The sequence below is a fragment of the Rubrivivax soli genome, assembly GCF_049810355.1.
Taxonomy (GTDB): domain Bacteria; phylum Pseudomonadota; class Gammaproteobacteria; order Burkholderiales; family Burkholderiaceae_C; genus Rubrivivax.
In genome coordinates this window covers 3,830,480-3,855,224 of record NZ_CP187368.1, presented here as the reverse complement: position 1 = coordinate 3,855,224, position 24,745 = coordinate 3,830,480, and the positions used below count along the sequence as shown (strand labels likewise).

Genomic DNA, 24,745 nt, shown 5'->3' with positions numbered 1-24,745 from the left:
GATCCTTACTCGATGATCTTGGCCACGACGCCGGCGCCGACGGTGCGGCCGCCTTCACGGATGGCGAAGCGCAGGCCTTCTTCCATCGCGATCGGGTTGATCAGCTTCACCGTGATGCTCACGTTGTCGCCAGGCATCACCATTTCCTTGTCCTTCGGCAGCTCCACCGCGCCCGTCACGTCCGTCGTGCGGAAGTAGAACTGCGGCCGGTAGTTGTTGAAGAACGGCGTGTGCCGGCCGCCTTCTTCCTTGCTCAGCACGTAGATCTCGGCCGTGAAGTGCGTGTGCGGCTTCACCGAACCCGGCTTGCACAGCACCTGGCCGCGCTCGACGTCTTCGCGCTTCGTGCCGCGCAGCAGGATGCCCACGTTGTCGCCCGCCTGGCCCTGGTCCAGCAGCTTGCGGAACATCTCCACGCCCGTGCAGGTGGTCTTGACCGTCGGGCGGATGCCCACGATCTCGATTTCCTCACCGACCTTGACCACGCCGCGCTCGACGCGGCCGGTCACGACCGTGCCACGGCCCGAGATCGAGAACACGTCTTCCACCGGCATCAGGAACGCGCCGTCCACCGCGCGCTCGGGCGTGGGGATGTAGCTGTCCAGCGCGTCGGCCAGGCGCATGATGGCCTGCTCGCCCAGGTCGCCGGTGTCGCCTTCCATGGCCAGCTTCGCGCTGCCCTTGACGATCGGGGTGTCGTCGCCGGGGAAGTCGTATTTGCTCAGCAGTTCGCGGACTTCCATCTCCACCAGCTCGAGCAGCTCGGCGTCGTCCACCATGTCGCACTTGTTCAGGAACACGATGATGTACGGCACGCCGACCTGGCGCGCCAGCAGGATGTGCTCGCGGGTCTGCGGCATCGGGCCGTCAGCGGCCGAGCACACCAGGATCGCGCCGTCCATCTGCGCCGCACCCGTGATCATGTTCTTCACGTAGTCGGCGTGGCCCGGGCAGTCCACGTGCGCGTAGTGCCGGTTGGCCGTCTCGTACTCGACGTGCGCGGTGTTGATCGTGATGCCGCGCGCCTTCTCTTCCGGCGCCGCGTCGATCTGGTCGTAGGCCTTCGCCTCGCCACCGAACTTCTTCGCCAGGATCGTCGTGATCGCCGCCGTCAGCGTCGTCTTGCCGTGGTCCACGTGACCAATCGTGCCCACGTTCACGTGCGGCTTCGTGCGTTCAAACTTACCTTTTGCCATGTCGCTTTTCTCCAGAAAAGAGCGTTGCCAGTGTTGAGGTTTTAGGTTTCCGACAGGGTGATGGTTCGCTCGCCACTGGCAGCGCGCGCCACCCTCTCGAAGACCGGCTTGATTGAAGCGGGTTTACTTGCCGCGTGCGGTGATGATCGCGTCGGCGACGTTCTTCGGAGCTTCGCTGTAGTGCTTGAACTCCATCGTGTACGTCGCGCGGCCCTGGCTCATCGAGCGCAGCGTCGTGCTGTAGCCGAACATCTCGGACAGCGGCACCTCGGCCTTGATGACCTTGCCGCCACCGGGCATGTCGTCCATGCCCTGCACCATGCCGCGGCGGCTGGACAGGTCGCCCATCACGCCGCCGGCGTAGTCTTCCGGCGTCTCCACTTCCACGGCCATCATCGGCTCCAGGATCACCGGCTGGGCCTTGCGGCAGCCGTCCTTGAAGCCCATCGACGCGGCCATCTTGAACGCGTTTTCATTCGAGTCCACCTCGTGGTACGAACCGAAGGTCAGCGTGACCTTCACGTCCACCACCGGGTAGCCGGCGAGCACGCCGTTCGGCAGCGTGTCTTCGATGCCCTTCTTCACCGCGGGAATGAACTCGCGCGGCACGACACCACCCTTGATGGCGTCGACGAACTCGAAGCCCTTGCCCGGCTCCTGCGGCTCGACCGTCAGCACGACATGGCCGTACTGGCCCTTGCCGCCCGACTGGCGCACGAACTTGCCTTCGACGTCGCTGACACCCTTGCGGATGGTCTCGCGGTACGCCACCTGCGGCTTGCCGACGTTGGCTTCCACGCCGAATTCGCGCTTCATGCGGTCGACGATGATTTCCAGGTGCAGCTCGCCCATGCCCGAGATGATGGTCTGGCCGCTTTCCTCGTCGGTGCGCATGCGGAACGACGGGTCTTCGGCAGCCAGGCGGCCCAGCGCGATGCCCATCTTTTCCTGGTCGGCCTTGGTCTTGGGCTCGACGGCCTGCGAGATCACGGGCTCGGGGAAGATCATCTTTTCCAGCGTGATGATGCTTTCCGGGTCGCACAGGGTTTCGCCCGTGGTGACGTCCTTCAGGCCCACGCAGGCGGCGATGTCGCCGGCCAGGATCTCCTTGATCTCCTCACGCTGGTTGGCGTGCATCTGCAGGATCCGGCCGATGCGTTCCTTCTTGCCGCGGATCGGGTTGTAGACCGAGTCACCCGACTTCAGCACGCCCGAGTACACGCGGACGAACGTCAGCTGACCGACGTACGGGTCGGTCATCAGCTTGAACGCGAGCGCAGCGAACTTCTCGCTGTCGTCGGCACGGCGCGAGACGGGCTTGTCGTCGTCGTCGGTGCCCGGCACGGGCGGCACGTCGATCGGCGACGGCAGGAAGTCGATGACGCCGTCGAGCATGCGCTGCACGCCCTTGTTCTTGAAGGCGGTGCCGCAGAACATCGGCTGGATCTCGGCGGCCAGCGTGCGTGCACGGATGCCGGTCTTGATCTCGGCCTCGGTCAGCTCGCCCGACTCGAGGTACTTGTTCATCAGGTCTTCGCTCGACTCGGCGGCGGCCTCGATCATGTTCTCGCGCCACTTCTGGGCATCGGCCTGCAGCTCGGCAGGGATGTCCTTGAAGTCGAACTTCATGCCCTGCGAGGCCTCGTCCCAGATGATCGCCTTCATCTTGATGAGGTCGATCACACCGGTGAAGTTCTCTTCGGAACCGATGGGGATGACGATCGGCACCGGGTTGGCCTTCAGGCGCGCCTTCATCTGGTCGTGGACCTTGAAGAAGTTGGCACCCGTGCGGTCCATCTTGTTGACAAACGCCAGGCGCGGCACCTTGTACTTGTTGGCCTGGCGCCAGACGGTTTCCGACTGCGGCTGCACGCCGCCCACGGCGCAGTACACCATGCAGGCGCCGTCGAGCACGCGCATCGAACGCTCGACCTCGATGGTGAAGTCGACGTGGCCCGGGGTGTCGATGATGTTGAAGCGGTGCTCCGGATAGGACATGTCCATGCCCTTCCAGAAGCAGGTCGTCGCGGCCGACGTGATCGTGATGCCGCGCTCCTGCTCCTGCTCCATCCAGTCCATCGTGGCTGCGCCGTCGTGCACCTCGCCGATCTTGTGGTTCACACCCGTGTAGAACAGGATGCGCTCGGTGGTGGTGGTCTTGCCGGCATCGATGTGCGCGCTGATGCCGATGTTGCGGTAGCGCTCGATGGGGGTCTTGCGGGCCATGGTCAATCTCCAAAGACAGGAGCCGCCCCCGGGTTGGTAGGAACCCGTAGAGGCGGCCGGAAGCAGGGGTTTAGAAGCGGAAGTGCGAGAACGCCTTGTTCGCTTCAGCCATGCGGTGCACTTCGTCGCGCTTCTTCATCGCGCCGCCGCGGCCTTCGGCTGCTTCCAGCAGCTCGTTGGCCAGGCGTGCGGCCATCGACTTCTCGCCGCGCTTGCGCGCCGATTCCTTCAGCCAGCGCATGGCCAGAGCCTGCCGGCGCACGGGGCGAACTTCCACGGGAACTTGGTAGTTCGCACCGCCGACGCGGCGGGACTTCACTTCGACCATCGGCTTGATGTTGTTCAGCGCGGTGAGGAAGATTTCCAGCGGGTCCTTGCCCGACTTGTTCTCGACCTGGTCGAGCGCGCCGTAGATGATGCGCTCGGCGATGGCCTTCTTACCCGATTCCATGATCACGTTCATGAACTTGGACAGGTCGACGGAACCGAACTTCGGGTCCGGCAGGATCTCGCGCTTGGGTACTTCGCGACGACGTGGCATGGGAGTCTTCCTTCTATCGTTTCAGTTGGTGCACGCAGTTCACTGCGCACCGCGAAAAGCCATCAGGACTTTTCACTTACTCGGCCGGCCCACCGGGAGCCCGCCGCACATGGAGCGGCTGATCAGGCCTTCTTCGGGCGCTTCGCGCCGTACTTCGAACGCGACTGCTTGCGGTCCTTCACGCCCTGCAGGTCGAGCGAGCCGCGCACGATGTGGTAGCGCACGCCCGGCAGGTCCTTGACCCGGCCGCCGCGCACCAGCACGACGCTGTGCTCTTGCAGGTTGTGACCTTCACCGCCGATGTAGCTGATGATCTCGAAACCGTTGGTCAGGCGCACCTTGGCGACCTTCCGCAGGGCCGAGTTCGGCTTCTTGGGGGTGGTGGTGTAGACGCGGGTGCAGACCCCGCGGCGCTGCGGCGAGTTCTGCATCGCCGGCGATTTGCTCTTGGTGGCTTCGACCTCACGGCCGTGGCGCACGAGCTGGTTGATGGTTGGCATTTGTTGCTTGTTCCCGTTTGAAGCGACATGTTCTTTTCGGGAAACCGCGCGGGTGCAACAGCGGGTCTGCGGGACCTCGACAAGCCCCCGGTCGCGGCAGCGCCGTCGTCAACTGAAGGGGCACTGCGGGTTCGGGCGCCCATAGGCACACGCGGCAAAGTCTGCCGAAAAGCCTTCTAGTATATTCGGCCCGGGCAAATGGGGCAAGCGAGCGGGCCGTGATCATTCCGGAGACACCGGCGGCGGTGCTGGACACCAACGTCGTGCTGGACTGGCTGGTGTTCCGCGACGCCCGCACCGCGCCGCTGGCCGACGCGCTGCTGGCGCGCCGCCTGCGCTGGCTGGCCACCGGCTGGATGCGCGACGAGCTGGCGCACATGCTGGCGCACGGCAGCCTTGCACGCTGGCAAGCAAACAAGGAGCAGGCGCTCACTGTCTTCGACAACCTCGTGCAACTGCTGCCCCCTGCCCCGCGTTGCCGGCTGCACTGCACCGATGCCGACGACCAGGTCTTCATCGATCTGGCCGTCGCACAGAGTGCGCAGTGGTTGCTCACACACGACCGCGCACTGCTGAAGCTGGCGCGACGCGCCCGCCTGCACGGGGTGCAGGTGGCGACGCCTGCGGTCTGGAGCACGGCGCCCACGACCGTCGGGCCATGAAAAAGGGCGGCCGAAGCCGCCCTGGTCGCACGAAAGACCCAGCGGGTCACTCGGGCGTGTCGCCTCCGGCCGCTGCGGCCGTGGCCGCATCGACGTTGGCCATCTGCACGGCCGCCAGCTCTTCGGCTTCCTGCATCGCGATGGCGCGGCGCTCGGTCTCGTCCATGGCTTCCTTGGCCTTGCGTGCCTGGTGGAAGGCCATGCCGGTGCCCGCGGGGATCAGGCGGCCGACGATGACGTTTTCCTTCAGGCCGCGCAGCTCGTCGCGCTTGCCCATGATCGCCGCCTCGGTCAGCACCCGGGTCGTTTCCTGGAAGGACGCGGCCGAGATGAACGAGTCGGTCGACAGCGAGGCCTTGGTGATGCCCAGCAGCACGTCGGCGTGCGTGGCGATCATCTTGCCTTCGGCGCGCATGCGGTCGTTGGTGTCCAGCAGCTCCGAGCGCTCGACCTGCTCGCCGGCGATGTAGCTGGTGTCGCCGACGTTGACGATCTGCACGCGACGCAGCATCTGGCGCACGATCACCTCGATGTGCTTGTCGTTGATCTTCACGCCCTGCAGACGGTAGACGTCCTGCACCTCGTCGACGATGTAGCGCGCCAGTTCCTCGATGCCCAGCAGGCGCAGGATGTCCTGCGGATCCGCCGCGCCGTCGACGATCAGCTCGCCGCGGTTCACCACCTGGCCTTCGTGCACCAGGATGTTCTTCTCCTTGGGCACCAGCTCTTCGTAGACCTTGCCTTCGGGGTCGGTGATCTGCAGGCGCACCTTGCCCTTGGTCTCCTTGCCGAACGACACCGTGCCGGTGATCTCGGCCAGCGTGCCCACGTCCTTCGGGCTGCGGGCTTCGAACAGCTCGGCCACCCGCGGCAGACCGCCGGTGATGTCGCGCGTCTTCTGGCCTTCCATCGGGATGCGCGCCAGCACTTCACCCGGGGCGAGGTCCTGGCCGTCGCGGATCTGGATCAGCGAGCCGACCGGGAAGCCGATCGTCACCGCGTGGTCCGTGCCCGGGATCTTCACTTCGACACCGGCGGCGTCGAGCAGCTTGACCTGCGGGCGCACCACCTTGATGGCGCCGCGGCGCTTGCTGTCGATCACCACCAGCGTCGACAGGCCCGTGACCTCGTCGACCTGCTTGGCCACCGTGACGCCCTCTTCCACGTTCTCGAACTTCGCCTTGCCGGCGAATTCCGTGATGATGGGGCGGGTCAGCGGGTCCCAGTTCGCCAGCACCGTGCCGGCCTTGACGGCCTGGTCGGGCTTGATGTTCAGGATCGCGCCGTACGGCAGCTTGTGGCGTTCGCGCTCGCGGCCGTGCTGGTCGCTGATGACGATCTCGCCGGAACGCGAGATCACCACCAGTTCGCCCTTGCCGTTGGTCACGTAGCGCATCGTGGCGTTGAAGCCGATGATGCCGTCGCTCTTCGCGTCGACGCTGCTGGCCACCGCCGCACGCGACGCCGCGCCACCGATGTGGAACGTGCGCATCGTCAGCTGCGTGCCGGGTTCGCCGATCGACTGCGCGGCGATGACGCCGATCGCCTCGCCGACGTTGACCACGCCGCCGCGGCCGAGGTCGCGGCCGTAGCACTTGGCGCAGATGCCGAAGCGCGTGTCGCAGGTCAGCGCCGTGCGCACCTTCACCTCGTCGACGCCCGCGGCCTCCAGGGTGTCGATCAGGTCCTCGTCCAGCATCGTGCCGGCCGCGACCATCATCTCCTGGGTCTCGGGATGCAGCACCTCGGTGGCCGTGACACGGCCCAGGATGCGGTCGCGCAGCGACTCGATGACCTCGCCGCCTTCCACCAGCGCGCGGCGGTTCATGCCGTTCGCGGTGCCGCAGTCTTCCTCGGTCACCACCAGGTCCTGCGTCACGTCGACCAGACGGCGCGTGAGGTAGCCCGAGTTCGCGGTCTTCAGCGCCGTGTCCGCCAGGCCCTTGCGGGCGCCGTGGGTGGAGATGAAGTACTGCAGCACGTTCAGGCCTTCACGGAAGTTGGCCGTGATGGGCGTCTCGATGATGCTGCCGTCGGGCTTGGCCATCAGGCCGCGCATGCCGGCCAGCTGGCGGATCTGCGCGGCGGAACCGCGCGCGCCCGAGTCGGCCATCATGTAGATGGAGTTGAACGACTCCTGGTCGACTTCCTTGCCGTGGCGGTCGATGACCTTTTCCTTGGCCAGCTGGCTCATCATGACCTTGCCGACCTCGTCGCCGGTCTTGCCCCAGATGTCCACGACCTTGTTGTAGCGCTCGCCGGCAGTCACGAGACCCGAGACGTACTGCTGCTCGATCTCCTTGACTTCCTTCTCGGCGCGCTCGATCAGGCCCGGCTTCTGCTTGGGCACCAGCATGTCGTCGATGGCGATCGAGATGCCGGCGCGCGTGGCCAGCCGGAAGCCGCTCTGCAGCAGCTTGTCGGCGAAGACCACGGTCTCCTTCAGGCCGCACTTGCGGAAGCTGGTGTTGATCAGGCGCGAGATCTCCTTCTTCTTCAGCGCCTTGTTGATGTTCGCGAACGGCAGGCCCTTGGGCAGGATCTCGCTCAGCAGCGCACGGCCCACGGTGGTGGCGACCAGGTTGGTCTGCGGCACGAATTCGCCGCTGTCCTTGTCCTTGGTCCACTCCACCAGGCGCACGTTGATCTTCGCGGTGATCTCGACGACACCGTTCTCCAGCGCGCGCTGCAGTTCCTTCAGGTCGCTGAAGATCATGCCTTCGCCGCGGCCGTTGATGCGCTCGCGGGTGGCGTAGTACAGACCCAGCACCACGTCCTGCGACGGCACGATCGACGGTTCGCCGTTGGCCGGGAACAGCACGTTGTTGGACGCCAGCATCAGCGTGCGGGCTTCCATCTGCGCCTCGATGCTCAGCGGCACGTGCACGGCCATCTGGTCGCCGTCGAAGTCGGCGTTGAAGGCCGAGCAGACCAGCGGATGCAGCTGGATCGCCTTGCCTTCGATCAGCACCGGCTCGAAGGCCTGGATGCCCAGGCGGTGCAGCGTCGGCGCGCGGTTCAGCAGGACGGGGTGCTCCTTGATCACCTCTTCCAGGATGTCCCACACCACCGGCGTGCCGCTCTCGACTTCCTTCTTCGCGGCCTTGATCGTGGTCGCGATGCCCATCGCTTCCAGGCGGCTGAAGATGAACGGCTTGAACAGCTCGATGGCCATCAGCTTGGGCAGGCCGCACTGGTGCAGCTTCAGCGTCGGGCCGACCACGATGACCGAACGGCCCGAGTAGTCGACGCGCTTGCCCAGCAGGTTCTGGCGGAAGCGACCGCTCTTGCCCTTGATCATGTCGGCCAGCGACTTCAGCGCACGCTTGTTGGCACCGGTCATCGCCTTGCCGCGGCGGCCGTTGTCGAGCAGCGAGTCCACCGCTTCCTGCAGCATGCGCTTCTCGTTGCGCACGATGATTTCCGGCGCCTTCAGCTCCAGCAGCCGAGCGAGGCGGTTGTTGCGGTTGATGACGCGGCGGTACAGGTCGTTCAGGTCGCTGGTCGCGAAGCGGCCACCGTCCAGCGGCACCAGCGGACGCAGGTCCGGCGGCAGCACCGGCAGCACTTCCATCACCATCCAGTGGGGACGGATTCCGCTCTTCTTGAAGGCTTCCATCACCTTCAGACGCTTGCTGTTCTTCTTGATCTTCAGCTCGGAGCCGGTCATGTCGTTGCGGATCTTGTCGATCTCAACGTCCAGGTCCATCTCCTCGAGCAGCTTCTTGATGCCCTCGGCACCCATCAGCGCAACGAACTCGTCGCCGAACTCGGCCTGCTTGGCCTCGTAGTCGTCCTCGGACATGATGCTGAACTTCTTCAGCGGCGTCATGCCGGGGTCGACGACCACGTAGGCTTCGAAGTACAGCACGCGCTCGATGTCGCGCAGCGTCATGTCGAGCACCAGGCCCAGGCGGCTCGGCAGGCTCTTCAGGAACCAGATGTGCGCGCAGGGCGCGGCCAGGTCGATGTGACCCATGCGCTCGCGGCGCACCTTGGTCTGCGTGACCTCGACGCCGCACTTCTCGCAGATCACGCCACGGTGCTTCAGGCGCTTGTACTTGCCGCACAGGCACTCGTAGTCCTTGATCGGGCCGAAGATCTTGGCGCAGAACAGGCCGTCACGCTCGGGCTTGAACGTGCGGTAGTTGATCGTCTCGGGCTTCTTCACCTCGCCGAACGACCACGAGCGGATCTTCTCTGGCGAGGCCAGGCCGATCTTGATCGCGTCGAAGTGTTCGTCGGGCGTGAATTGCTTGAAAAGGTCGAGTAGTCCCTTCATGCCTTTTCTCCTTTAGTTGCGCTCGAGCTCGATGTCGATACCGAGCGAACGAATTTCCTTCACCAGCACGTTGAACGATTCCGGCATGCCGGCCTCGATCGCGTGCTCGCCCTTGACGATGCTCTCGTACACCTTGGTGCGGCCGTTCACGTCGTCGGACTTCACGGTCAGCATTTCCTGCAGGATGTACGACGCGCCGTAGGCTTCCAGCGCCCAGACTTCCATCTCGCCGAAGCGCTGGCCGCCGAACTGCGCCTTGCCGCCCAGCGGCTGCTGCGTCACCAGGCTGTACGGGCCGGTGGAACGCGCGTGCATCTTGTCGTCCACCAGGTGGTGCAGCTTCAGCACGTGCATGTAGCCCACGGTCACCGGACGCTCGAAGGCGTCGCCGGTGCGGCCGTCGTGCAGGATGGCCTGCGTGCGCGTGGCGGTGAGGCCCTTCTTCTTCGCGATGTCGTCCGGGTAGGCCAGCTTCAGCATGCCGCGGATCTCTTCCTCGGCCGCGCCGTCGAAGACGGGCGTGGCGAACGGAACGCCGTGCTGCAGGTTCTGCGCCATCTCCACGACCTCGGCGTCGCTCAGCGCGCTGAGGTCTTCCGACTTGCCACCCGACTTGTTGTACAACTCGTCGAGGAAGGCGCGGATCTCGGCGGCACGGGCCTGCTCCTGCAGCAGGTTGCCGATGCGCTGGCCGATGCCCTTGCCGGCCCAGCCCAGGTGCACCTCGAGCACCTGGCCCACGTTCATGCGCGAAGGCACGCCCAGCGGGTTCAGCACGATGTCGCACGGCGTGCCGTCGGCCATGTAGGGCATGTCCTCGACCGCGGTGATCTTCGACACCACGCCCTTGTTGCCGTGGCGGCCGGCCATCTTGTCGCCGGGTTGCAGGCGGCGCTTGACGGCGAGGTACACCTTCACCATCTTCAGCACGCCGGCCGGCAGCTCGTCGCCCTGCGTCAGCTTCTTGCGCTTCTCTTCGAACGCGAGGTCGAAGCTGTGGCGCGTCTGCTCCAGGCTGTTCTTGATGCTCTCGAGCTGGTTGGCCACGTCGTCGTCCGCTGGGCGGATGTCGAACCAGTGGTACTTCTCGATGCTGGCGAGGTAGGCCTTGTCGAGCGCCGTGCCCTTGGCCAGCTTGTTCGGGCCGCCGTTGGCGATCTTGCCGGCCAGCAGCTTCTCGATCCGGTCGAAGGCGTCGGCCTCGACGATGCGCAGCTGGTCGTTCAGGTCGAGGCGGAAGCGCTTGAGCTCGTCGTCGATGATCTGCTGCGCACGCTTGTCGCGCTGGATGCCTTCACGGGTGAAGACCTGCACGTCGATGACGGTGCCGTTGGTGCCCTGGTCCACGCGCAGCGAGGTGTCCTTCACGTCGGACGCCTTCTCGCCGAAGATCGCGCGCAGCAGCTTCTCTTCCGGCGTCAGCGTGGTCTCGCCCTTCGGCGTGACCTTGCCCACCAGCACGTCGCCGGGGTTGACCTCGGCGCCGATGTAGACGATGCCGCTCTCGTCCAGGCGGGCCAGTTGCTGCTCGCTCAGGTTCGGGATGTCGCGCGTGATCTCTTCCGAGCCCAGCTTGGTGTCGCGCGCCATCACCACCAGTTCCTCGATGTGGATCGAGGTGTAGCGGTCTTCGGCGACGACGCGTTCGCTGATGAGGATCGAGTCCTCGAAGTTGTAGCCGTTCCAGGGCATGAACGCGACCAGCATGTTCTGGCCCAGCGCCAGCTCGCCGATGTCGGTGCTGGCACCGTCGGCCACCACGTCGCCGCTGGCGACATGGTCGCCGCGCTTGACGATGGGACGCTGGTGGATGTTCGTGTTCTGGTTCGAACGCTGGTACTTGATCAGGTTGTAGATGTCGACGCCGACTTCACCGGCCACCGTCTCGTCGTCGTTGACGCGGATGACGATGCGGTTGGTGTCGACGTAGTCCACGATGCCGCCACGGCGGGCCGTGACGACCGTGCCCGAGTCGACCGCGGCGACGCGCTCGACACCGGTGCCGACCAGCGCCTTCTCCGGGCGCAGCACCGGCACGGCCTGGCGCTGCATGTTGGCGCCCATCAGCGCGCGGTTCGCGTCGTCGTGCTCGAGGAACGGCACCAGCGATGCCGCCACCGAGACGATCTGCGCCGGCGCCACGTCCATGTACTGCACGCGCTCGGGGCTCAGCAGCACCGATTCGCCGTTCTCGCGGGCCGAGACCAGCTCGTCGACCAGCTTGCCTTCCTTGTCCAGGCTGGCGTTGGCCTGGGCGATGACGTACTTGCCTTCCTCGATGGCCGACAGGTAGTCGATCTGGTCGGTGACCTTGCCATCGACCACGCGGCGGTACGGCGTCTCGAGGAAGCCGTACTCGTTGAGCTGCGCGTACAGCGCCAGCGAGTTGATCAGGCCGATGTTCGGGCCTTCCGGCGTCTCGATCGGGCAGACCCGGCCGTAGTGCGTGGGGTGCACGTCGCGCACCTCGAAGCCGGCGCGCTCGCGCGTCAGACCGCCCGGGCCCAGGGCCGAGACACGCCGCTTGTGCGTGATCTCGGACAACGGGTTGGTCTGGTCCATGAACTGCGACAGCTGGCTCGCCCCGAAGAACTCCTTCAGCGCGGCGCTGATGGGCTTCGAGTTGATGAGGTCGTGCGGCATCAGGGCCTCGGTCTCGGCCTGGCCCAGACGCTCCTTCACGGCCTTCTCGATGCGCGCCAGGCCCGAGCGGTACTGGTTCTCGGCCAGTTCGCCGACGCAGCGCACACGGCGGTTGCCGAGGTGGTCGATGTCGTCGACGTCGCCATTGCCGTTGCGCAGGTCGACGAGGATCTTGACGACATCGAGGATGTCGTCGTTGCTCAGCGTCATCTTGCCTTCGGGCACGTCGCGGCCCACGCGGGCGTTGAACTTCATGCGGCCGACGCGGCTCAGGTCGTAGGTGTCCTCGCTGTAGAACAGGCGGTGGAACAGTGCCTCGACGGCGTCTTCGGTCGGCGGCTCGCCGGGGCGCATCATGCGGTAGATGGCCACGCGCGCGGCCAGCTGGTCGGCGGTCTCGTCAGAGGCCAGCGTCTGGCTGATGTAGGCGCCCTGGTTGAGCTCGTTCGTGTACAGGCACTGCACGTCCTTGATGCCCGCGGCGCGCAGCTTCTTCAGCAGCGCTTCGGTCAGCTCGTCGTTGGCCTTGGCGACGATCTCACCGGTGTCGGGGTCGACCATGTTGCGTGCGATGACGCGGCCCACCAGGAAGTCTTCCGGCACGCTGACGAAGCCGGTGCCCGTCTGCTCCAGCTGCTTCACGTGGCGCGCGGTGATGCGCTTGTCCTTCTCGACGATGACGTTGCCGTCCTTGTCGGTCAGGTCGAAGCGCGCCACTTCGCCCTTCAGGCGCTCGGCGACGAACTCCATCTGCGCGCCCGAGTCCATCAGGCGGAAGTTGTCGTTGACGAAGAAGTGGGCGAGGATGCTTTCCGGGTTCAGGCCGATGGCCTTCAGCAGGATCGTCACCGGCATCTTGCGGCGGCGGTCGACGCGGAAGAACAGGATGTCCTTCGGGTCGAACTCGAAGTCGAGCCACGAGCCGCGGTACGGGATGATGCGAGCGCTGAACAGCAGCTTGCCCGAGCTGTGCGTCTTGCCCTTGTCGTGCTCGAAGAACACGCCCGGGCTGCGGTGCAGCTGGCTGACGATGACACGCTCGGTGCCGTTGACGACGAAGGAACCGTAGTCGGTCATCAGGGGCACTTCGCCCATGTAGACCTCTTGTTCCTTGATTTCCTTGACCACCTTCGCCGGGTGCGACTCGCGGTCGTAGATGATCATCTGCAGCTTCGCGCGCACGGCGGCAGCGAAGGTCAGACCACGTTGCTGGCATTCACGCACGTCGAAGGGAGGCTTCGCGATGTTGAATTCCAGGAACTTCATCTCCACGAAACCGTTGTGGGAGACGATGGGGAAAGCCGACAGGAAGGCTGCCTGCAGCCCCTCTGGCTTGCGTTTGGCCGGCGGCACGTCCTTCTGCAGGAACGCGACGTAGGACTCCCGCTGCATGGTCAGCAGATACGGGACGTTGAGGACACTTGCGCGTTTGCCGAAGCTCTTGCGGATACGCTTGCGCTCGGTGAACGTGTAGGGGGTTGCTTGCGCCATTGAACTCTCCGTGTCGAAAACCCACCCCTGGCCTTGGGACGGATTTCGTCGGCGACTGGCTGCTCAGGCGTTGCGCCTGAATGCTTGGTGGTTGGCCACTACCAACCGCTGGCGGACAACCCCGGCGTTGCACCGGAGTCCGACCAAACCGGTTCTCTGCAGTCGGATCAGAGAACACTTCTGAAGGCAGCACGCTGCCCTCAGAAGTGCTCCCTGGGCACCTTGCGGTGCTTCGGGAGCGACTGGCTTACTTGATCTCGGCCTTGGCGCCGGCTTCCACCAGCTTCTTCAGCGCGGCTTCGGCGTCGGCCTTGGGGATCGCTTCCTTGACGGGCTTCGGAGCGCCGTCCACCAGGTCCTTGGCTTCCTTCAGGCCCAGGCCCGTCAGTTCGCGCACGGCCTTGATGACCGACACCTTGTTCGCGCCGGCTTCGAGCAGCACGACGTTGAACTCGGTCTTCTCTTCGACCACGGCAGCGGCGGCACCACCACCACCGGCGGCCGGAGCGGCCATCGCGGCGGCGGACACGCCGAACTTCTCTTCAATGGCCTTCACCAGGTCATTGAGTTCCATCACCGACATGCTGTCCATCGCGGACAGGAAAGCGTCTTTGTCGAATGCCATTTGAATTACCTCGGAAACAGTTCAGATCAATGAATGGGATGCATCAGGCCGCGGGGGCCTCGGCCGGGGCTGCGGCTTCGGCGCCACCGCCCTTCTTCTCGGCCACTGCAGCCAGCACGCCAGCCATGCGCTGGATCGGCGACTTCAGCAGGCCGGCGACCTGGGCGATCAGCACTTCGCGGCTCGGGATGGCGGCCAGGGCCTTCACACCGTCTGCGTTCAGTGCCTTGCCTGCGTAGGCGCCGCCCTTGATGACGAGTTTGTCGTTGCCCTTGGCGAAGTCGGCAATGACTTTCGCGGCGGCAACGGCATCCTCGGAAAAGCCGTAGATCAGCGGGCCGACCATGGCATCCGAGGCCACTTCGAACGGCGTGCCGGTGACGGCGCGACGGGCGAGCGTGTTCTTCAGCACGTGAAGATAAACGCCCTTGTCGCGCGCCTGGCGGCGCAGCGTATCGAGGTGAGCCACGGTGAGGCCACGGTACTCGGCCAGCGCGAGCGTCTGCGAACGTGCGGCCTGCGCCGACACATCCGTGACCACGGCTGCCTTCTCGTTGCGATTGAGACTCAAGGTCTGCTCCTCACACAAAACGTGCCATTGCGTTGCCGCGCCGGCACACCGGGATTCAGCGACCGACTGTTTCCGACACCCATTTCACTGAGCACCTTTGCAGCGGGACCGCCATCTGCGCTGGCGATTAAGGAGCGCGTCACCACACCCCACCAGCGGTCTTGGATGACCTGCCCGCCGAACGCTTGCGCGCCTGCGGGCAGCCCACCAATGCGAGAGCGGCGCGCCAGACCCGCGCGCCGCCCGATGTTCACGTCAGGCAGCCTGCGCGGCGATGGACTGCGTGTCGACGCGCACGCCCACACCCATCGTCGACGACACGGCCACCTTGCGCAGGTAGATGCCCTTGCTGCTGGCCGGCTTGGCCTTGTTCAGGGCTTCGATCAGCGCGCGCAGGTTGCCGACCAGCTTCTCGTCGTCGAACGAGCGGCGGCCGATCGTGCCGTGCACGATGCCGGCCTTGTCGACGCGGAACTGCACCTGGCCGGCCTTCGCGTTGCGCACGGCTTGCGCGACGTCGGGCGTCACGGTGCCGACCTTCGGGTTCGGCATCAGGCCGCGCGGGCCCAGGATCTGGCCCAGCGTGCCGACGATGCGCATCGTGTCGGGGCTGGCGATGACGACGTCGAAGTCCATCTTGCCGGCCTTGATCTCGGCAGCCAGATCGTCCATGCCGACGACGTCGGCGCCGGCAGCCTTGGCTTCCTCGGCCTTGGCGCCCTGGGCGAACACGGCGACGCGCTTGGTCTTGCCGGTGCCGTTGGGCATCACGACGGCGCCACGCACGACCTGGTCGGACTTCTTGGCGTCGATGCCCAGCTGCACGGCGACGTCGATGGACTCGTCGAACTTGGCGGTGGCGGCGCTCTTCACGAGGTTCAGCGCATCGGCCAGCGGATACAGCTTGGTGCTGTCGACCTTGCCCTGCAGGGCCTTGGCCTTCTTGGTCAGCTTGGTCATGGCGTCAGACCCCTTCCACGATCAGGCCCATCGAGCGGGCCGAGCCAGCAATGGTCTTCACCGCGGCGTCCATGTCGGCGGCGGTGAGGTCCTTCATCTTGGTCTTGGCGATTTCCTCGAGCTGCGCGCGCGTGACCTTGCCCACCTTGTCCAGGTGCGCCTTGCCCGAGCCCTTCTCGATCTTCGCGGCCTTCTTCAGCAGCACGGTCGCCGGGGGCGACTTCAGGATGAAGGTGAACGACTTGTCGGCGAAGGCCGTGATCACCACGGGCAGCTTCAGGCCCGGCTCGTAGCCCTGCGTCTGGGCGTTGAACGCCTTGCAGAACTCCATGATGTTCAGGCCGCGCTGGCCCAGGGCCGGGCCGATCGGGGGCGACGGGTTGGCCTTGCCGGCCGGTACTTGCAGCTTGATGAAGCCGACGATCTTCTTTGCCATGACTGGCTCCTTTCGAGTTCAAACGCCGGCGGGCACATGCCCGGTCGGCTCCTCGTCACTCAGCCCAAACAACAACACGCTGGCCGGGGCTGCCTCGGCCAGCGCTGGAAACTCAGATCTTCTCGACCTGGCCGAAGTCGAGCTCGACGCCGGTGGCGCGGCCGAAGATCGTGACCGAGACCTTGACCTTGCTCTTCTCGTAGTTGACGTCCTCGACGGCGCCGTTGAAGTCGGTGAAGGGGCCTTCCTTGACGCGAACCAGCTCGCCGACCGTCCACTCGACCTTCGGCCGGGGCTTGTCGACGCCTTCCTGCATCTGGTTGACGATCTTCATCACCTCGGCTTCGGAGATGGGTGCCGGGCGGTTGCGGGCACCACCAACGAAGCCCGTGACCTTGCTGGTGTGCTTCACCAGGTGCCAGGTGTCGTCGGCCATGTCCATCTCGACCAGCACGTAGCCGGGAAAGAAGCGGCGCTCGGTGACGGCCTTCTTGCCGTTCTTCAGCTCGACGACCTCTTCGGTCGGCACCAGGATGCGGCCGAACTTGTCCTGCATGCCGGCGCGGTCGATGCGCTCGCGCAGGTTGCGCTCGACGGCCTTTTCCATGCCGGAGTACGCGTGCACGACGTACCAGCGCTTGGTGCTGGGCGCCGCGGCAGGCACGGCTTCGGCAGCAGCGGGCACGGGGGTGACTTCGGGTTCGCTCATGTCAGGCACCTCAGCCCTTCCAGCCCAGGATCAGGTCGTACAACACCCACTCGAGCGTCTTGTCGGTGAGGAACATGAACAGCGCCATCACCACCACGAACGCGAAGACGTACAGCGTCATCTGCGTGGCTTCCTTGCGGGTGGGCCAGACGACCTTCTTGACTTCCTTCACCGAGTCGCGGCCGAAGGCGATCAGCTGCTTGCCCGATTCGGCGGTGAAGAAGGTGGCCACCGAGGCCGCGAGCAGCACCAGCAGCGCGACGACACGCATCCACAGGTCTTGCTGACCGAGCGCGTAGAAGGCGACGATGCCCCCCACGAGCAGCAGCACGGCAACGGCCAGCTTGGCCTTGTCGGCGCCCGTGGAGACGGTTTCGACTGGGGGTTGGGTGGACATGAAGTTCAGATGTTCCGTGGCCGCCATTCAGCAGCAAAGCCCGCATCGCTGCGGGCTGGTGAATTCGCCACCGGGTGGTGGCAGGGGCAGAGGGGATCGAACCCCCGACCTTCGGTTTTGGAGACCGACGCTCTGCCAGTTGAGCTATGCCCCTGCTGTTCGAACTCGTTGATGCGCCGGCTTACTCGATGATCTTGGCCACGACGCCGGCGCCGACGGTGCGGCCGCCTTCACGGATGGCGAAGCGCAGGCCTTCTTCCATCGCGATCGGGTTGATCAGCTTCACCGTGATGCTCACGTTGTCGCCAGGCATCACCATTTCCTTGTCCTTCGGCAGCTCCACCGCGCCCGTCACGTCCGTCGTGCGGAAGTAGAACTGCGGCCGGTAGTTGTTGAAGAACGGCGTGTGCCGGCCGCCTTCTTCCTTGCTCAGCACGTAGATCTCGGCCGTGAAGTGCGTGTGCGGCTTCACCGAACCCGGCTTGCACAGCACCTGGCCGCGCTCGACGTCTTCGCGCTTCGTGCCGCGCAGCAGGATGCCCACGTTGTCGCCCGCCTGGCCCTGGTCCAGCAGCTTGCGGAACATCTCCACGCCCGTGCAGGTGGTCTTGACCGTCGGGCGGATGCCCACGATCTCGATTTCCTCACCGACCTTGACCACGCCGCGCTCGACGCGGCCGGTCACGACCGTGCCACGGCCCGAGATCGAGAACACGTCTTCCACCGGCATCAGGAACGCGCCGTCCACCGCGCGCTCGGGCGTGGGGATGTAGCTGTCCAGCGCGTCGGCCAGGCGCATGATGGCCTGCTCGCCCAGGTCGCCGGTGTCGCCTTCCATGGCCAGCTTGGCGCTGCCCTTGACGATCGGGGTGTCGTCGCCGGGGAAGTCGTACTTGCTCAGCAGTTCGCGGACTTCCATCTCCACCAGCTCGAGCAGCTCGGCGTCGTCCACCATGTCGCACTTGTTCAGGAACACGATGATGTACGGCACGCCGACCTGGCGCGCCAGCAGGATGTGCTCGCGGGTCTGCGGCATCGGGCCGTCAGCGGCCGAGCACACCAGGATCGCGCCGTCCATCTGCGCCGCACCCGTGATCATGTTCTTCACGTAGTCGGCGTGGCCCGGGCAGTCCACGTGCGCGTAGTGCCGGTTGGCCGTCTCGTACTCGACGTGCGCGGTGTTGATCGTGATGCCGCGCGCCTTCTCTTCCGGCGCCGCGTCGATCTGGTCGTAGGCCTTCGCCTCGCCACCGAACTTCTTCGCCAGGATCGTCGTGATCGCCGCCGTCAGCGTCGTCTTGCCGTGGTCCACGTGACCAATCGTGCCCACGTTCACGTGCGGCTTCGTGCGTTCAAACTTACCTTTTGCCATTTCCGGTGCTCCTGGCTGAAGAACTCAAGCGAGTCGATGGATGACGAGATTCTTGGTGCCCATGGCGGGAATCGGACCCGCGACCTCTCCCTTACCAAGGGAGTGCTCTACCACTGAGCCACATGGGCATCGTTACGGGCCTGGGGACCGCCTGCGGCCGCTGCCGCGCCTGTCCGCGATCCCCACACCCGTAACGACGTCTGCTCTCCGCTGACCAAGCGCCTGCCGCCGAGAACAGCCACCTTCCGTGGAGCGGGAGACGGGAATCGAACCCGCGTCATTAGCTTGGAAGGCTAAGGTTCTGCCATTGAACTACTCCCGCCTGGCACAACCGCTGAACTTGGCGAACATCTCTTGGTGGAGGAGGCTGGATTCGAACCAGCGTAGGCGTAAGCCAACAGATTTACAGTCTGCCCCCTTTAGCCACTCGGGCACCCCTCCGGAGAGCCGGCGAGTATAGCATGTTCAATCCAGCAGGCTAGCCCCCGCCCACCAGTCGACGGCAGAGGCCGTCGCCGCGAAGTGGCTGCCGTCGGCCATGAACTGCCGCTGCATGTCGTGCGAGGGGTGGCGCGTGCGCAGCACCCGCGGCCGGGCATCCGGCGGACAGGCGGCGTCGAAGAAGGCGTTGGCCGGCTTGCCCCAGAGCGAGAACGTCGGCGGCTGCGTGCGTCTGCAGAGCGCCTGGACGATTTCGGATGTGAGCGTTTGCCAACCGCAACCCATGTGGCTGCCGGCCAGCCCCACCTCCACCGTCAGCACCGGGTTCAGCAGCAGCACGCCGCGCGCGGCCCAGCCATCCAGCGCCCACACGGCGGGGCGCTTCCAGCCCGGGCGGTCGGCCTCCAGCACGTCGAACACCCGACGCAGCGAGTGGGGTTTGCCGTGGCCGGCAGAGAAGGCCAGGCCGTCGGCATGGCCCGGGCGCGGGTACGGGTCCTGGCCGAAGACCACCACCCGCACCGCGTCCGGCGCCACCAGCCGCAGTGCGCGAAACGGGTCGGCCGGCGCGATGGGGCGGTCGGCCGAGACCGCACGCACGCCGTCGACCACGCGCTGCTGGGCCGCCGGCGTCCAGCCCGGCAGCACGGCGCGCCACGCCGCAGGCAGCGACGCGAAGGCCGCCGGCAGGTCGTCGGCCGTCATGCAAACAGCGTCGCCAGCGCCACGCCGGGCTCGGGCGCGCGCATGAAGGCTTCACCGACCAGGAAGGCGTGGACGCCGGCCGCACGCATGCGCCGCACGTCGGCCGGCGCCAGGATGCCCGACTCGGTGACCAGCAGCCTGTCCGCCGGCACCTGCGGCAGCAGCGCCAGCGTGGTGTCGAGCGTGACCTCGAAGGTCTTCAGGTTGCGGTTGTTGATGCCCAGCAGCGATGTCTTCAGCCGCAGCGCGCGCTCGAGCTCGGCTGCGTCGTGCACTTCGACCAGCACGTCCATGCCCAGGTCCAGCGCGCAAGCCTCCAGGTCGGCCATCTGCGCGTCGTCCAGGCAGGCAGCGATCAGCAGGATGCAGTCGGCCCCCAGCGCGCGCGCCTCGACCACCTGGTAGGCGTCGATCATGAAGTCCTTGCGCAGCGCCGGCAGGCTGCAGGCAGCGCGCGCCTGCTCCAGGAAGGCCGCCGCGCCCTGGAAGAAGCGTTCGTCGGTCAGCACGCTGAGGCAGGCCGCGCCGTGCGCCGCGTAGCTGGCGGCGATCTGGGTCGGCACGAAGTGCGCGCGCAGCACGCCCTTGCTGGGACTGGCCTTCTTGACCTCGGCGATGACGGCCGGCTGGCCGGCGGCGAGCTTCGCACGCAGCGCGGCCTCGAAGCCGCGCAGGTCGCGCCGCGCCTCGGCGTCCGCGCGCCAGCTGGCCAGGCTGCGCCGGGCCTGGCCGGCCGCCACTTCCTCGCGCTTGACGGCGACGATCTTGTCGAGGATGTCGCTCATGGCTGTGCCGCGAGTTCCTTCGTGCGCGCGACGAACTGGTGCATCTTCGCCAGCGCACGGCCGGAGGCGATGGCCTCGCGCGCCAGCGCCACGCCGTCGGCCATGCTGGGCGCGACGTTGGCGGCATACAGCGCCACGCCGGCGTTCAGGATCACGATGTCGCGCGCGGGCCCGATCTCGTTGTCCAGCACCGCCTGCAGCAGCACACGCGACTGCTCGGGCGTCTCGACCTTGAAGGCGCGGCTGCTGGCCATCGTGAGGCCGAAGTCCTCGGGGTGGATCTCGTACTCGCGGATGCCGCCGTCCTTGTATTCGCCCACCATCGTGGCAGCCCCCAGAGAGACCTCGTCCATGCCGTCGCGGCCGTAGACCACCACCGCGTGCTCGGCGCCCAGGCGCTGCAGCGCACGCACCTGGATGCCCACCAGGTCGGGGTGGAACACGCCCATCAGGATGTTGGGCGCGTCGGCCGGGTTGGTCAGCGGGCCCAGGATGTTGAAGATGGTGCGCACGCCCAGCTCGCGCCGCACCGGCGCGACGTTCTTCATCGCCGGGTGGTGGTTGGGTGCGAACATGAAGCCGATGCCGGTCTCGGCGATGCTGCGCGAGATGGCCGCCGGCGTGAGGGTCATCGGCACGCCCAGCGCCTCCAGCACGTCGGCGCTGCCGCTCTTGCTGCTGACGCCGCGGTTGCCGTGCTTGCTGACGCGTGCGCCGGCCGCGGCCGCGACGAACATGCTGCAGGTGCTGATGTTGAAGGTGTGCGAGCCGTCGCCGCCGGTGCCGACGATGTCGACCAGGTGCGTGCGGTCGGCGACGTCGACCTTGGTCGAGAACTCGCGCATCACCTGCGCGGCGGCGGTGATCTCGCCGATGGTCTCCTTCTTCACGCGCAGGCCGACCAGCAGCGCCGCCATCATCACCGGCGACATCTCGCCGCTCATGATGCGGCGCATCAGCGCCAGCATCTCGTCGTGGAAGATCTCGCGGTGCTCGATGGCGCGCGTCAGCGCCTCGGTGTTGCCGATGGGCATGGCAGGCTCCTCAAAGGGTGGCGCGCAGCACCTGCACGGCGCGCTCGATGTCGGCGCGGCTGACGTCCAGGTGGGTCACGAAACGCAGCTTGTACAGGCCGGTGCACAGCACGCCGGCGGCGCGCAGGCGATCGACGACGCCGGCAGCCTTCTCGGGCGCCAGGTCGACGAAGACGATGTTGGTCTGCGGCATCTCCAGCGTCACGCCGGGCAGCCCCTGCAGCCCTTCGGCCAGCAGCTTCGCGTTGGCGTGGTCCTCGGCCAGGCGCTCGACGTGGTGGTCCAGCGCGTGCAGCGCCGCGGCGGCCAGCACGCCGGCCTGGCGCATGCCGCCGCCCAGCATCTTGCGCACGCGGTGGGCCCGCGCGATCAGCGCCTTCGAGCCGACCAGCGCCGAGCCGGCCGGCGTGCCCAGGCCCTTGCTGAAGCAGACCGAGACGCTGTCGAAGTGCTGCGCGATCTGCAGTGCCGGCACGCCGGAAGCCACGGCGGCGTTGAACAGCCGCGCGCCGTCGAGATGCGTGGCCAGGCCGCGCCGCCGCGCCAGGGCGGTGGCCTGCTCGACGTAGGCTGCCGGCAGCACCTTGCCGCCCCAGGTGTTCTCCAGCGCCAGCAGCCGCGTGATGGCGAAATGCGCGTCGTCGGGCTTGATGGCGGCTTCGATCTCGGCCAGCGCCATCGTGCCGTCGGCCGCCTGGTGCAGCGGCTGCGGCTGGATGCTGCCCAGCACCGCGGCACCGCCGCCTTCCCAGCGGTAGGTGTGCGCCATCTGGCCGACGATGTATTCCTCGCCGCGCGCGCAGTGCGCCATCAGGCCGCACAGGTTGCTCTGCGTGCCGGTGGGCGTGAACAGCGCGGCTTCCTTGCCCAGCAGGTCGGCGATGCGCTGCTGCAGCGCGTTCACGGTGGGGTCGTCCCCGAACACGTCGTCGCCGAGCTCGGCGGCGGCCATCGCCGCGCGCATCGCCGCGGTCGGCTTCGTGACGGTGTCGCTGCGCAGGTCGATCATCTCGGGGTTCCCATCTGCAGGAAGTTCCTCAGCATCGCGTGGCCGTGCTCGCTGAGGATGGACTCGGGGTGGAACTGCACGCCTTCCAGCGGCGCCGGGCCACCGGCCAGTTCCTTGTGGCGCACGCCCATGATCTCGCCGTCTTCCGACGTCGACGTGACTTCCAGCACCGCCGGCAGCGAGGCGCGCTCGATGGCCAGCGAGTGGTAGCGGATGACGCTGAAATGGCGCGGCAGGCCCTCGTACACCCCGCGCCCGTCGGTGGTGAGGGTGCTGGCCTTGCCGTGCATCTGCACCTGCGCGCGCACGACCCTGCCGCCGAGCGCGGCACCGATGGCCTGGTGGCCCAGGCACACGCCCAGCAACGGCAGCCTGCCGGCGAAGTGGCGGATGGCCTCGACGCAGACACCCGCCTCGGCCGGGCTGCACGGGCCGGGCGACAGCACCAGCCGGTCCGGCCGCAACTCGGCGATGCCGGCGACGTCGATCTCGTCGTTGCGCACCACGCGCACCGTCTCCCCCAGCTCGCCGAAGTACTGCACCAGGTTGAAGGTGAAGCTGTCGTAGTTGTCGATCATGAGGAGCATCTCAGAACCCCTCCTCGACCAGCTCGGCCGCGCGGATCAGCGCGCGCGCCTTGTGCTCGGTTTCCTTCCACTCCATCTCGGGCACCGAGTCGGCGACCACGCCGGCGGCGGCCTGCACGTACAGCATGTTGTCCTTGACGATGCCGGTGCGGATGGCGATCGCCAGGTCCATGTCGCCGGCGAAGCTGAGGTAGCCGCAGGCGCCGCCGTAGATGCCGCGCTTGACGGGTTCGAGCTCGTCGATGATCTGCATCGCGCGGATCTTGGGCGCACCGGTCAGCGTGCCGGCCGGGAACGTGGCCTTCAGCACGTCGAGGCTGCTCATGCCGTCCTGCAGCAGGCCCTCGACGTTGCTGACGATGTGCATCACGTGCGAGTAGCGCTCGATGACGAAGGCATCGGTCACCCGCACGCTGCCGGTCTTGGCGATGCGGCCGATGTCGTTGCGCGCCAGGTCGATCAGCATCAGATGCTCGGCACGCTCCTTCGGGTCGGCCGACAGCTCGGCTTCCAGCGCCTTGTCCTGCTCGGGCGTGGCACCGCGCGGGCGCGTGCCGGCCAGCGGGCGGATCGTCACCTTGTCGCCTTCGGGCGTGTGCTCCTGCCGCACCAGGATCTCGGGGCTGGCGCCGACGATCTGGAAATCGCCCATGTCGTAGAAGTACATGTACGGCGACGGGTTCAGCGAGCGCAGCGCGCGGTACAGGCTCAGCGGGCTCTCGGTGAAGCGCTTCTTCAGGCGCTGGCCGATCTGCACCTGCATCATGTCGCCCGCGGCGATGTACTCCTTGCTCGTCGCCACGGCCGCCAGGTAGTCGGCCTTCGCGAACTCGCGCTCCACCGAATGGCTGGCACCGCGCTTCACCGGCGGCGCGGTCACGCTGTAGCGCAGTTGGTCGCCCAGCTCCGACAGGCGCTTCTTCGCGTTGAAGTACGACTCGGGCGCCCGCGGGTCGGCATAGACGATGAGGTACAGCCGCCCCGAGAGGTTGTCGATGACGGCCAGTTCCTCGGTCTGCAGCAGCAGGATGTCGGGCGTGTCGATGCCGCCGGCTTTCCAGGTCTTGGCGAGCTTGGGCTCGATGTAGCGCACCGCGTCGTAGCCGAAGTAGCCGGCCAGGCCGCCGCAGAAACGCGGCAGCCCGGGGCGCAGCGCCACCTTGAAGCGCGCCTGGTAGCTGGCGATGAAGTCCAGCGGGTTGCCGTCGTGCGTCTCGACCACCACGTCGTCGGTGACGACCTCGGTGCGCATGCCGCTGGCGCGCAGCAGCGTCTTCGCCGGCAGTCCGATGAAGGAGTAGCGGCCGAAGCGCTCGCCGCCGACGACCGATTCCAGCAGGAAGCTGTGCTTGCAGGCCGCCCGCCAGCTTCAGGTACAGCGAGAGCGGCGTCTCGAGGTCGGCGAAGGCTTCCTGCAGCAGCGGAATGCGGTTGAAGCCCTGCGCGGCGAGGCTCTTGAATTCGAGTTCAGTGATCACTTCTTGGCCCTTGTCGCAGCGGCCGCGGCGCGGCCCGGTCTGCGTGGAGGTGGGGGTGCGGGCGCGGGGCGCCCGGCGGCAAGGACCGACGCGGG

General features: G+C 66.6%; 19 protein-coding genes, 4 tRNA genes and 1 pseudogene. 1 reads left to right on the top strand and 23 read right to left on the bottom strand.

Annotated elements, in window-relative coordinates; genetic code table 11:
• Window positions 1–5: 5 nt before the first annotated feature.
• The 4 genes from tuf (ACPOLB_RS17575) to rpsL form a co-directional block, all read right to left on the bottom strand.
• Complete coding sequence (gene tuf / locus ACPOLB_RS17575; RefSeq protein ID WP_425257303.1) at window positions 6–1,196, bottom strand: elongation factor Tu; 1,191 nt, start codon at window positions 1,194–1,196, stop codon at window positions 6–8.
• 123 nt (window positions 1,197–1,319) lie between these two features.
• The gene (fusA, locus tag ACPOLB_RS17570) at window positions 1,320–3,422 is read right to left on the bottom strand and encodes an elongation factor G (protein ID WP_425257314.1); all 2,103 of its coding nucleotides are present in this window, start codon (window positions 3,420–3,422) and stop codon (window positions 1,320–1,322) included.
• 70 nt (window positions 3,423–3,492) lie between these two features.
• The gene (rpsG, locus tag ACPOLB_RS17565; RefSeq protein WP_425257313.1) at window positions 3,493–3,963 is read right to left on the bottom strand and encodes a 30S ribosomal protein S7; all 471 of its coding nucleotides are present in this window, start codon (window positions 3,961–3,963) and stop codon (window positions 3,493–3,495) included.
• A 122-nt stretch (window positions 3,964–4,085) separates the two neighbouring features.
• Entirely contained in the window at window positions 4,086–4,463 is a 378-nt protein-coding gene (gene rpsL, locus ACPOLB_RS17560; protein WP_054154093.1) for a 30S ribosomal protein S12, read from the bottom strand.
• 218 nt (window positions 4,464–4,681) lie between these two features.
• On the opposite strand from rpsL, the gene ACPOLB_RS17555 reads away from it, so the two are divergent.
• Complete coding sequence (locus ACPOLB_RS17555) at window positions 4,682–5,125, top strand: putative toxin-antitoxin system toxin component, PIN family (protein ID WP_425257312.1); 444 nt, start codon at window positions 4,682–4,684, stop codon at window positions 5,123–5,125.
• A gap of 46 nt (window positions 5,126–5,171) precedes the next feature.
• Here ACPOLB_RS17555 and rpoC read toward each other — a convergent pair whose 3' ends face one another.
• From rpoC to trpE, 19 genes and pseudogenes are all read right to left on the bottom strand, one after another.
• Window positions 5,172–9,407: a DNA-directed RNA polymerase subunit beta' gene (gene rpoC / locus ACPOLB_RS17550; protein WP_425257311.1), complete on the bottom strand. Its 4,236-nt coding sequence runs from the start codon at window positions 9,405–9,407 to the stop codon at window positions 5,172–5,174.
• 12 nt (window positions 9,408–9,419) lie between these two features.
• Window positions 9,420–13,541 (bottom strand): DNA-directed RNA polymerase subunit beta, encoded by a 4,122-nt coding sequence (gene rpoB / locus ACPOLB_RS17545; protein WP_425257310.1) that lies wholly within the window; start codon window positions 13,539–13,541, stop codon window positions 9,420–9,422.
• Between the two features lie 247 nt (window positions 13,542–13,788).
• On the bottom strand, window positions 13,789–14,166 hold the full coding sequence (gene rplL / locus ACPOLB_RS17540; RefSeq protein WP_425257309.1) for a 50S ribosomal protein L7/L12: 378 nt from the start codon (window positions 14,164–14,166) through the stop codon (window positions 13,789–13,791).
• Window positions 14,167–14,209: 43 nt separating this feature from the next.
• Window positions 14,210–14,737 carry a 50S ribosomal protein L10 gene (rplJ, locus tag ACPOLB_RS17535; RefSeq protein WP_425257308.1) on the bottom strand — a complete coding sequence of 176 codons (528 nt, stop codon included), beginning with the start codon at window positions 14,735–14,737 and terminating at the stop codon, window positions 14,210–14,212.
• A 255-nt stretch (window positions 14,738–14,992) separates the two neighbouring features.
• The gene (gene rplA, locus ACPOLB_RS17530; protein ID WP_425257307.1) at window positions 14,993–15,697 is read right to left on the bottom strand and encodes a 50S ribosomal protein L1; all 705 of its coding nucleotides are present in this window, start codon (window positions 15,695–15,697) and stop codon (window positions 14,993–14,995) included.
• 4 nt (window positions 15,698–15,701) lie between these two features.
• The gene (gene rplK / locus ACPOLB_RS17525) at window positions 15,702–16,133 is read right to left on the bottom strand and encodes a 50S ribosomal protein L11 (RefSeq protein ID WP_425257306.1); all 432 of its coding nucleotides are present in this window, start codon (window positions 16,131–16,133) and stop codon (window positions 15,702–15,704) included.
• A gap of 112 nt (window positions 16,134–16,245) precedes the next feature.
• Window positions 16,246–16,842, bottom strand: coding sequence for a transcription termination/antitermination protein NusG (gene nusG, locus ACPOLB_RS17520; protein ID WP_425257305.1), 597 nt, complete (start codon window positions 16,840–16,842; stop codon window positions 16,246–16,248).
• 10 nt (window positions 16,843–16,852) lie between these two features.
• Entirely contained in the window at window positions 16,853–17,239 is a 387-nt protein-coding gene (gene secE, locus ACPOLB_RS17515; protein WP_425257304.1) for a preprotein translocase subunit SecE, read from the bottom strand.
• Window positions 17,240–17,317: 78 nt separating this feature from the next.
• Window positions 17,318–17,393, bottom strand: a tRNA-Trp gene (locus ACPOLB_RS17510).
• Window positions 17,394–17,420: 27 nt separating this feature from the next.
• Window positions 17,421–18,611, bottom strand: coding sequence for an elongation factor Tu (gene tuf, locus ACPOLB_RS17505; RefSeq protein WP_425257303.1), 1,191 nt, complete (start codon window positions 18,609–18,611; stop codon window positions 17,421–17,423).
• Window positions 18,612–18,664: 53 nt separating this feature from the next.
• Window positions 18,665–18,739: transfer RNA gene (locus ACPOLB_RS17500), tRNA-Thr, on the bottom strand.
• Window positions 18,740–18,859: 120 nt separating this feature from the next.
• A tRNA-Gly gene (locus ACPOLB_RS17495) sits at window positions 18,860–18,933 on the bottom strand.
• 33 nt (window positions 18,934–18,966) lie between these two features.
• Window positions 18,967–19,052, bottom strand: a tRNA-Tyr gene (locus ACPOLB_RS17490).
• Between the two features lie 24 nt (window positions 19,053–19,076).
• Entirely contained in the window at window positions 19,077–19,757 is a 681-nt protein-coding gene (locus tag ACPOLB_RS17485) for a uracil-DNA glycosylase (RefSeq protein WP_425257302.1), read from the bottom strand.
• Window positions 19,754–20,542, bottom strand: coding sequence for an indole-3-glycerol phosphate synthase TrpC (gene trpC / locus ACPOLB_RS17480; protein ID WP_425257301.1), 789 nt, complete (start codon window positions 20,540–20,542; stop codon window positions 19,754–19,756). The genes ACPOLB_RS17485 and trpC overlap by 4 nt, the downstream gene beginning before the upstream one ends.
• Window positions 20,539–21,576: an anthranilate phosphoribosyltransferase gene (gene trpD, locus ACPOLB_RS17475; protein ID WP_425257300.1), complete on the bottom strand. Its 1,038-nt coding sequence runs from the start codon at window positions 21,574–21,576 to the stop codon at window positions 20,539–20,541. The genes trpC and trpD overlap by 4 nt, the downstream gene beginning before the upstream one ends.
• Before the next feature lie 10 nt (window positions 21,577–21,586).
• Complete coding sequence (gene ltaE, locus ACPOLB_RS17470; RefSeq protein WP_425257299.1) at window positions 21,587–22,585, bottom strand: low-specificity L-threonine aldolase; 999 nt, start codon at window positions 22,583–22,585, stop codon at window positions 21,587–21,589.
• Window positions 22,582–23,172: an anthranilate synthase component II gene (locus tag ACPOLB_RS17465; protein ID WP_425257298.1), complete on the bottom strand. Its 591-nt coding sequence runs from the start codon at window positions 23,170–23,172 to the stop codon at window positions 22,582–22,584. The genes ltaE and ACPOLB_RS17465 overlap by 4 nt, the downstream gene beginning before the upstream one ends.
• Before the next feature lies 1 nt (window position 23,173).
• Window positions 23,174–24,650, bottom strand: a pseudogene (trpE, locus tag ACPOLB_RS17460) (anthranilate synthase component I).
• Window positions 24,651–24,745: the final 95 nt, after the last annotated feature.

Coding starts and splice junctions, on each gene's coding strand:
- tuf (WP_425257303.1), bottom strand. CDS start 1,196: ATGGCAAAAGGTAAGTTTGAACGCACGAAGCCGCACGTGAACGTGGGC.
- fusA (WP_425257314.1), bottom strand. CDS start 3,422: ATGGCCCGCAAGACCCCCATCGAGCGCTACCGCAACATCGGCATCAGC.
- rpsG (WP_425257313.1), bottom strand. CDS start 3,963: ATGCCACGTCGTCGCGAAGTACCCAAGCGCGAGATCCTGCCGGACCCG.
- rpsL (WP_054154093.1), bottom strand. CDS start 4,463: ATGCCAACCATCAACCAGCTCGTGCGCCACGGCCGTGAGGTCGAAGCC.
- rpoC (WP_425257311.1), bottom strand. CDS start 9,407: ATGAAGGGACTACTCGACCTTTTCAAGCAATTCACGCCCGACGAACAC.
- rpoB (WP_425257310.1), bottom strand. CDS start 13,541: ATGGCGCAAGCAACCCCCTACACGTTCACCGAGCGCAAGCGTATCCGC.
- rplL (WP_425257309.1), bottom strand. CDS start 14,166: ATGGCATTCGACAAAGACGCTTTCCTGTCCGCGATGGACAGCATGTCG.
- rplA (WP_425257307.1), bottom strand. CDS start 15,697: ATGACCAAGCTGACCAAGAAGGCCAAGGCCCTGCAGGGCAAGGTCGAC.
- rplK (WP_425257306.1), bottom strand. CDS start 16,133: ATGGCAAAGAAGATCGTCGGCTTCATCAAGCTGCAAGTACCGGCCGGC.
- nusG (WP_425257305.1), bottom strand. CDS start 16,842: ATGAGCGAACCCGAAGTCACCCCCGTGCCCGCTGCTGCCGAAGCCGTG.
- secE (WP_425257304.1), bottom strand. CDS start 17,239: ATGTCCACCCAACCCCCAGTCGAAACCGTCTCCACGGGCGCCGACAAG.
- tuf (WP_425257303.1), bottom strand. CDS start 18,611: ATGGCAAAAGGTAAGTTTGAACGCACGAAGCCGCACGTGAACGTGGGC.
- ACPOLB_RS17485 (WP_425257302.1), bottom strand. CDS start 19,757: ATGACGGCCGACGACCTGCCGGCGGCCTTCGCGTCGCTGCCTGCGGCG.
- trpC (WP_425257301.1), bottom strand. CDS start 20,542: ATGAGCGACATCCTCGACAAGATCGTCGCCGTCAAGCGCGAGGAAGTG.
- trpD (WP_425257300.1), bottom strand. CDS start 21,576: ATGCCCATCGGCAACACCGAGGCGCTGACGCGCGCCATCGAGCACCGC.
- ltaE (WP_425257299.1), bottom strand. CDS start 22,585: ATGATCGACCTGCGCAGCGACACCGTCACGAAGCCGACCGCGGCGATG.
- ACPOLB_RS17465 (WP_425257298.1), bottom strand. CDS start 23,172: ATGCTCCTCATGATCGACAACTACGACAGCTTCACCTTCAACCTGGTG.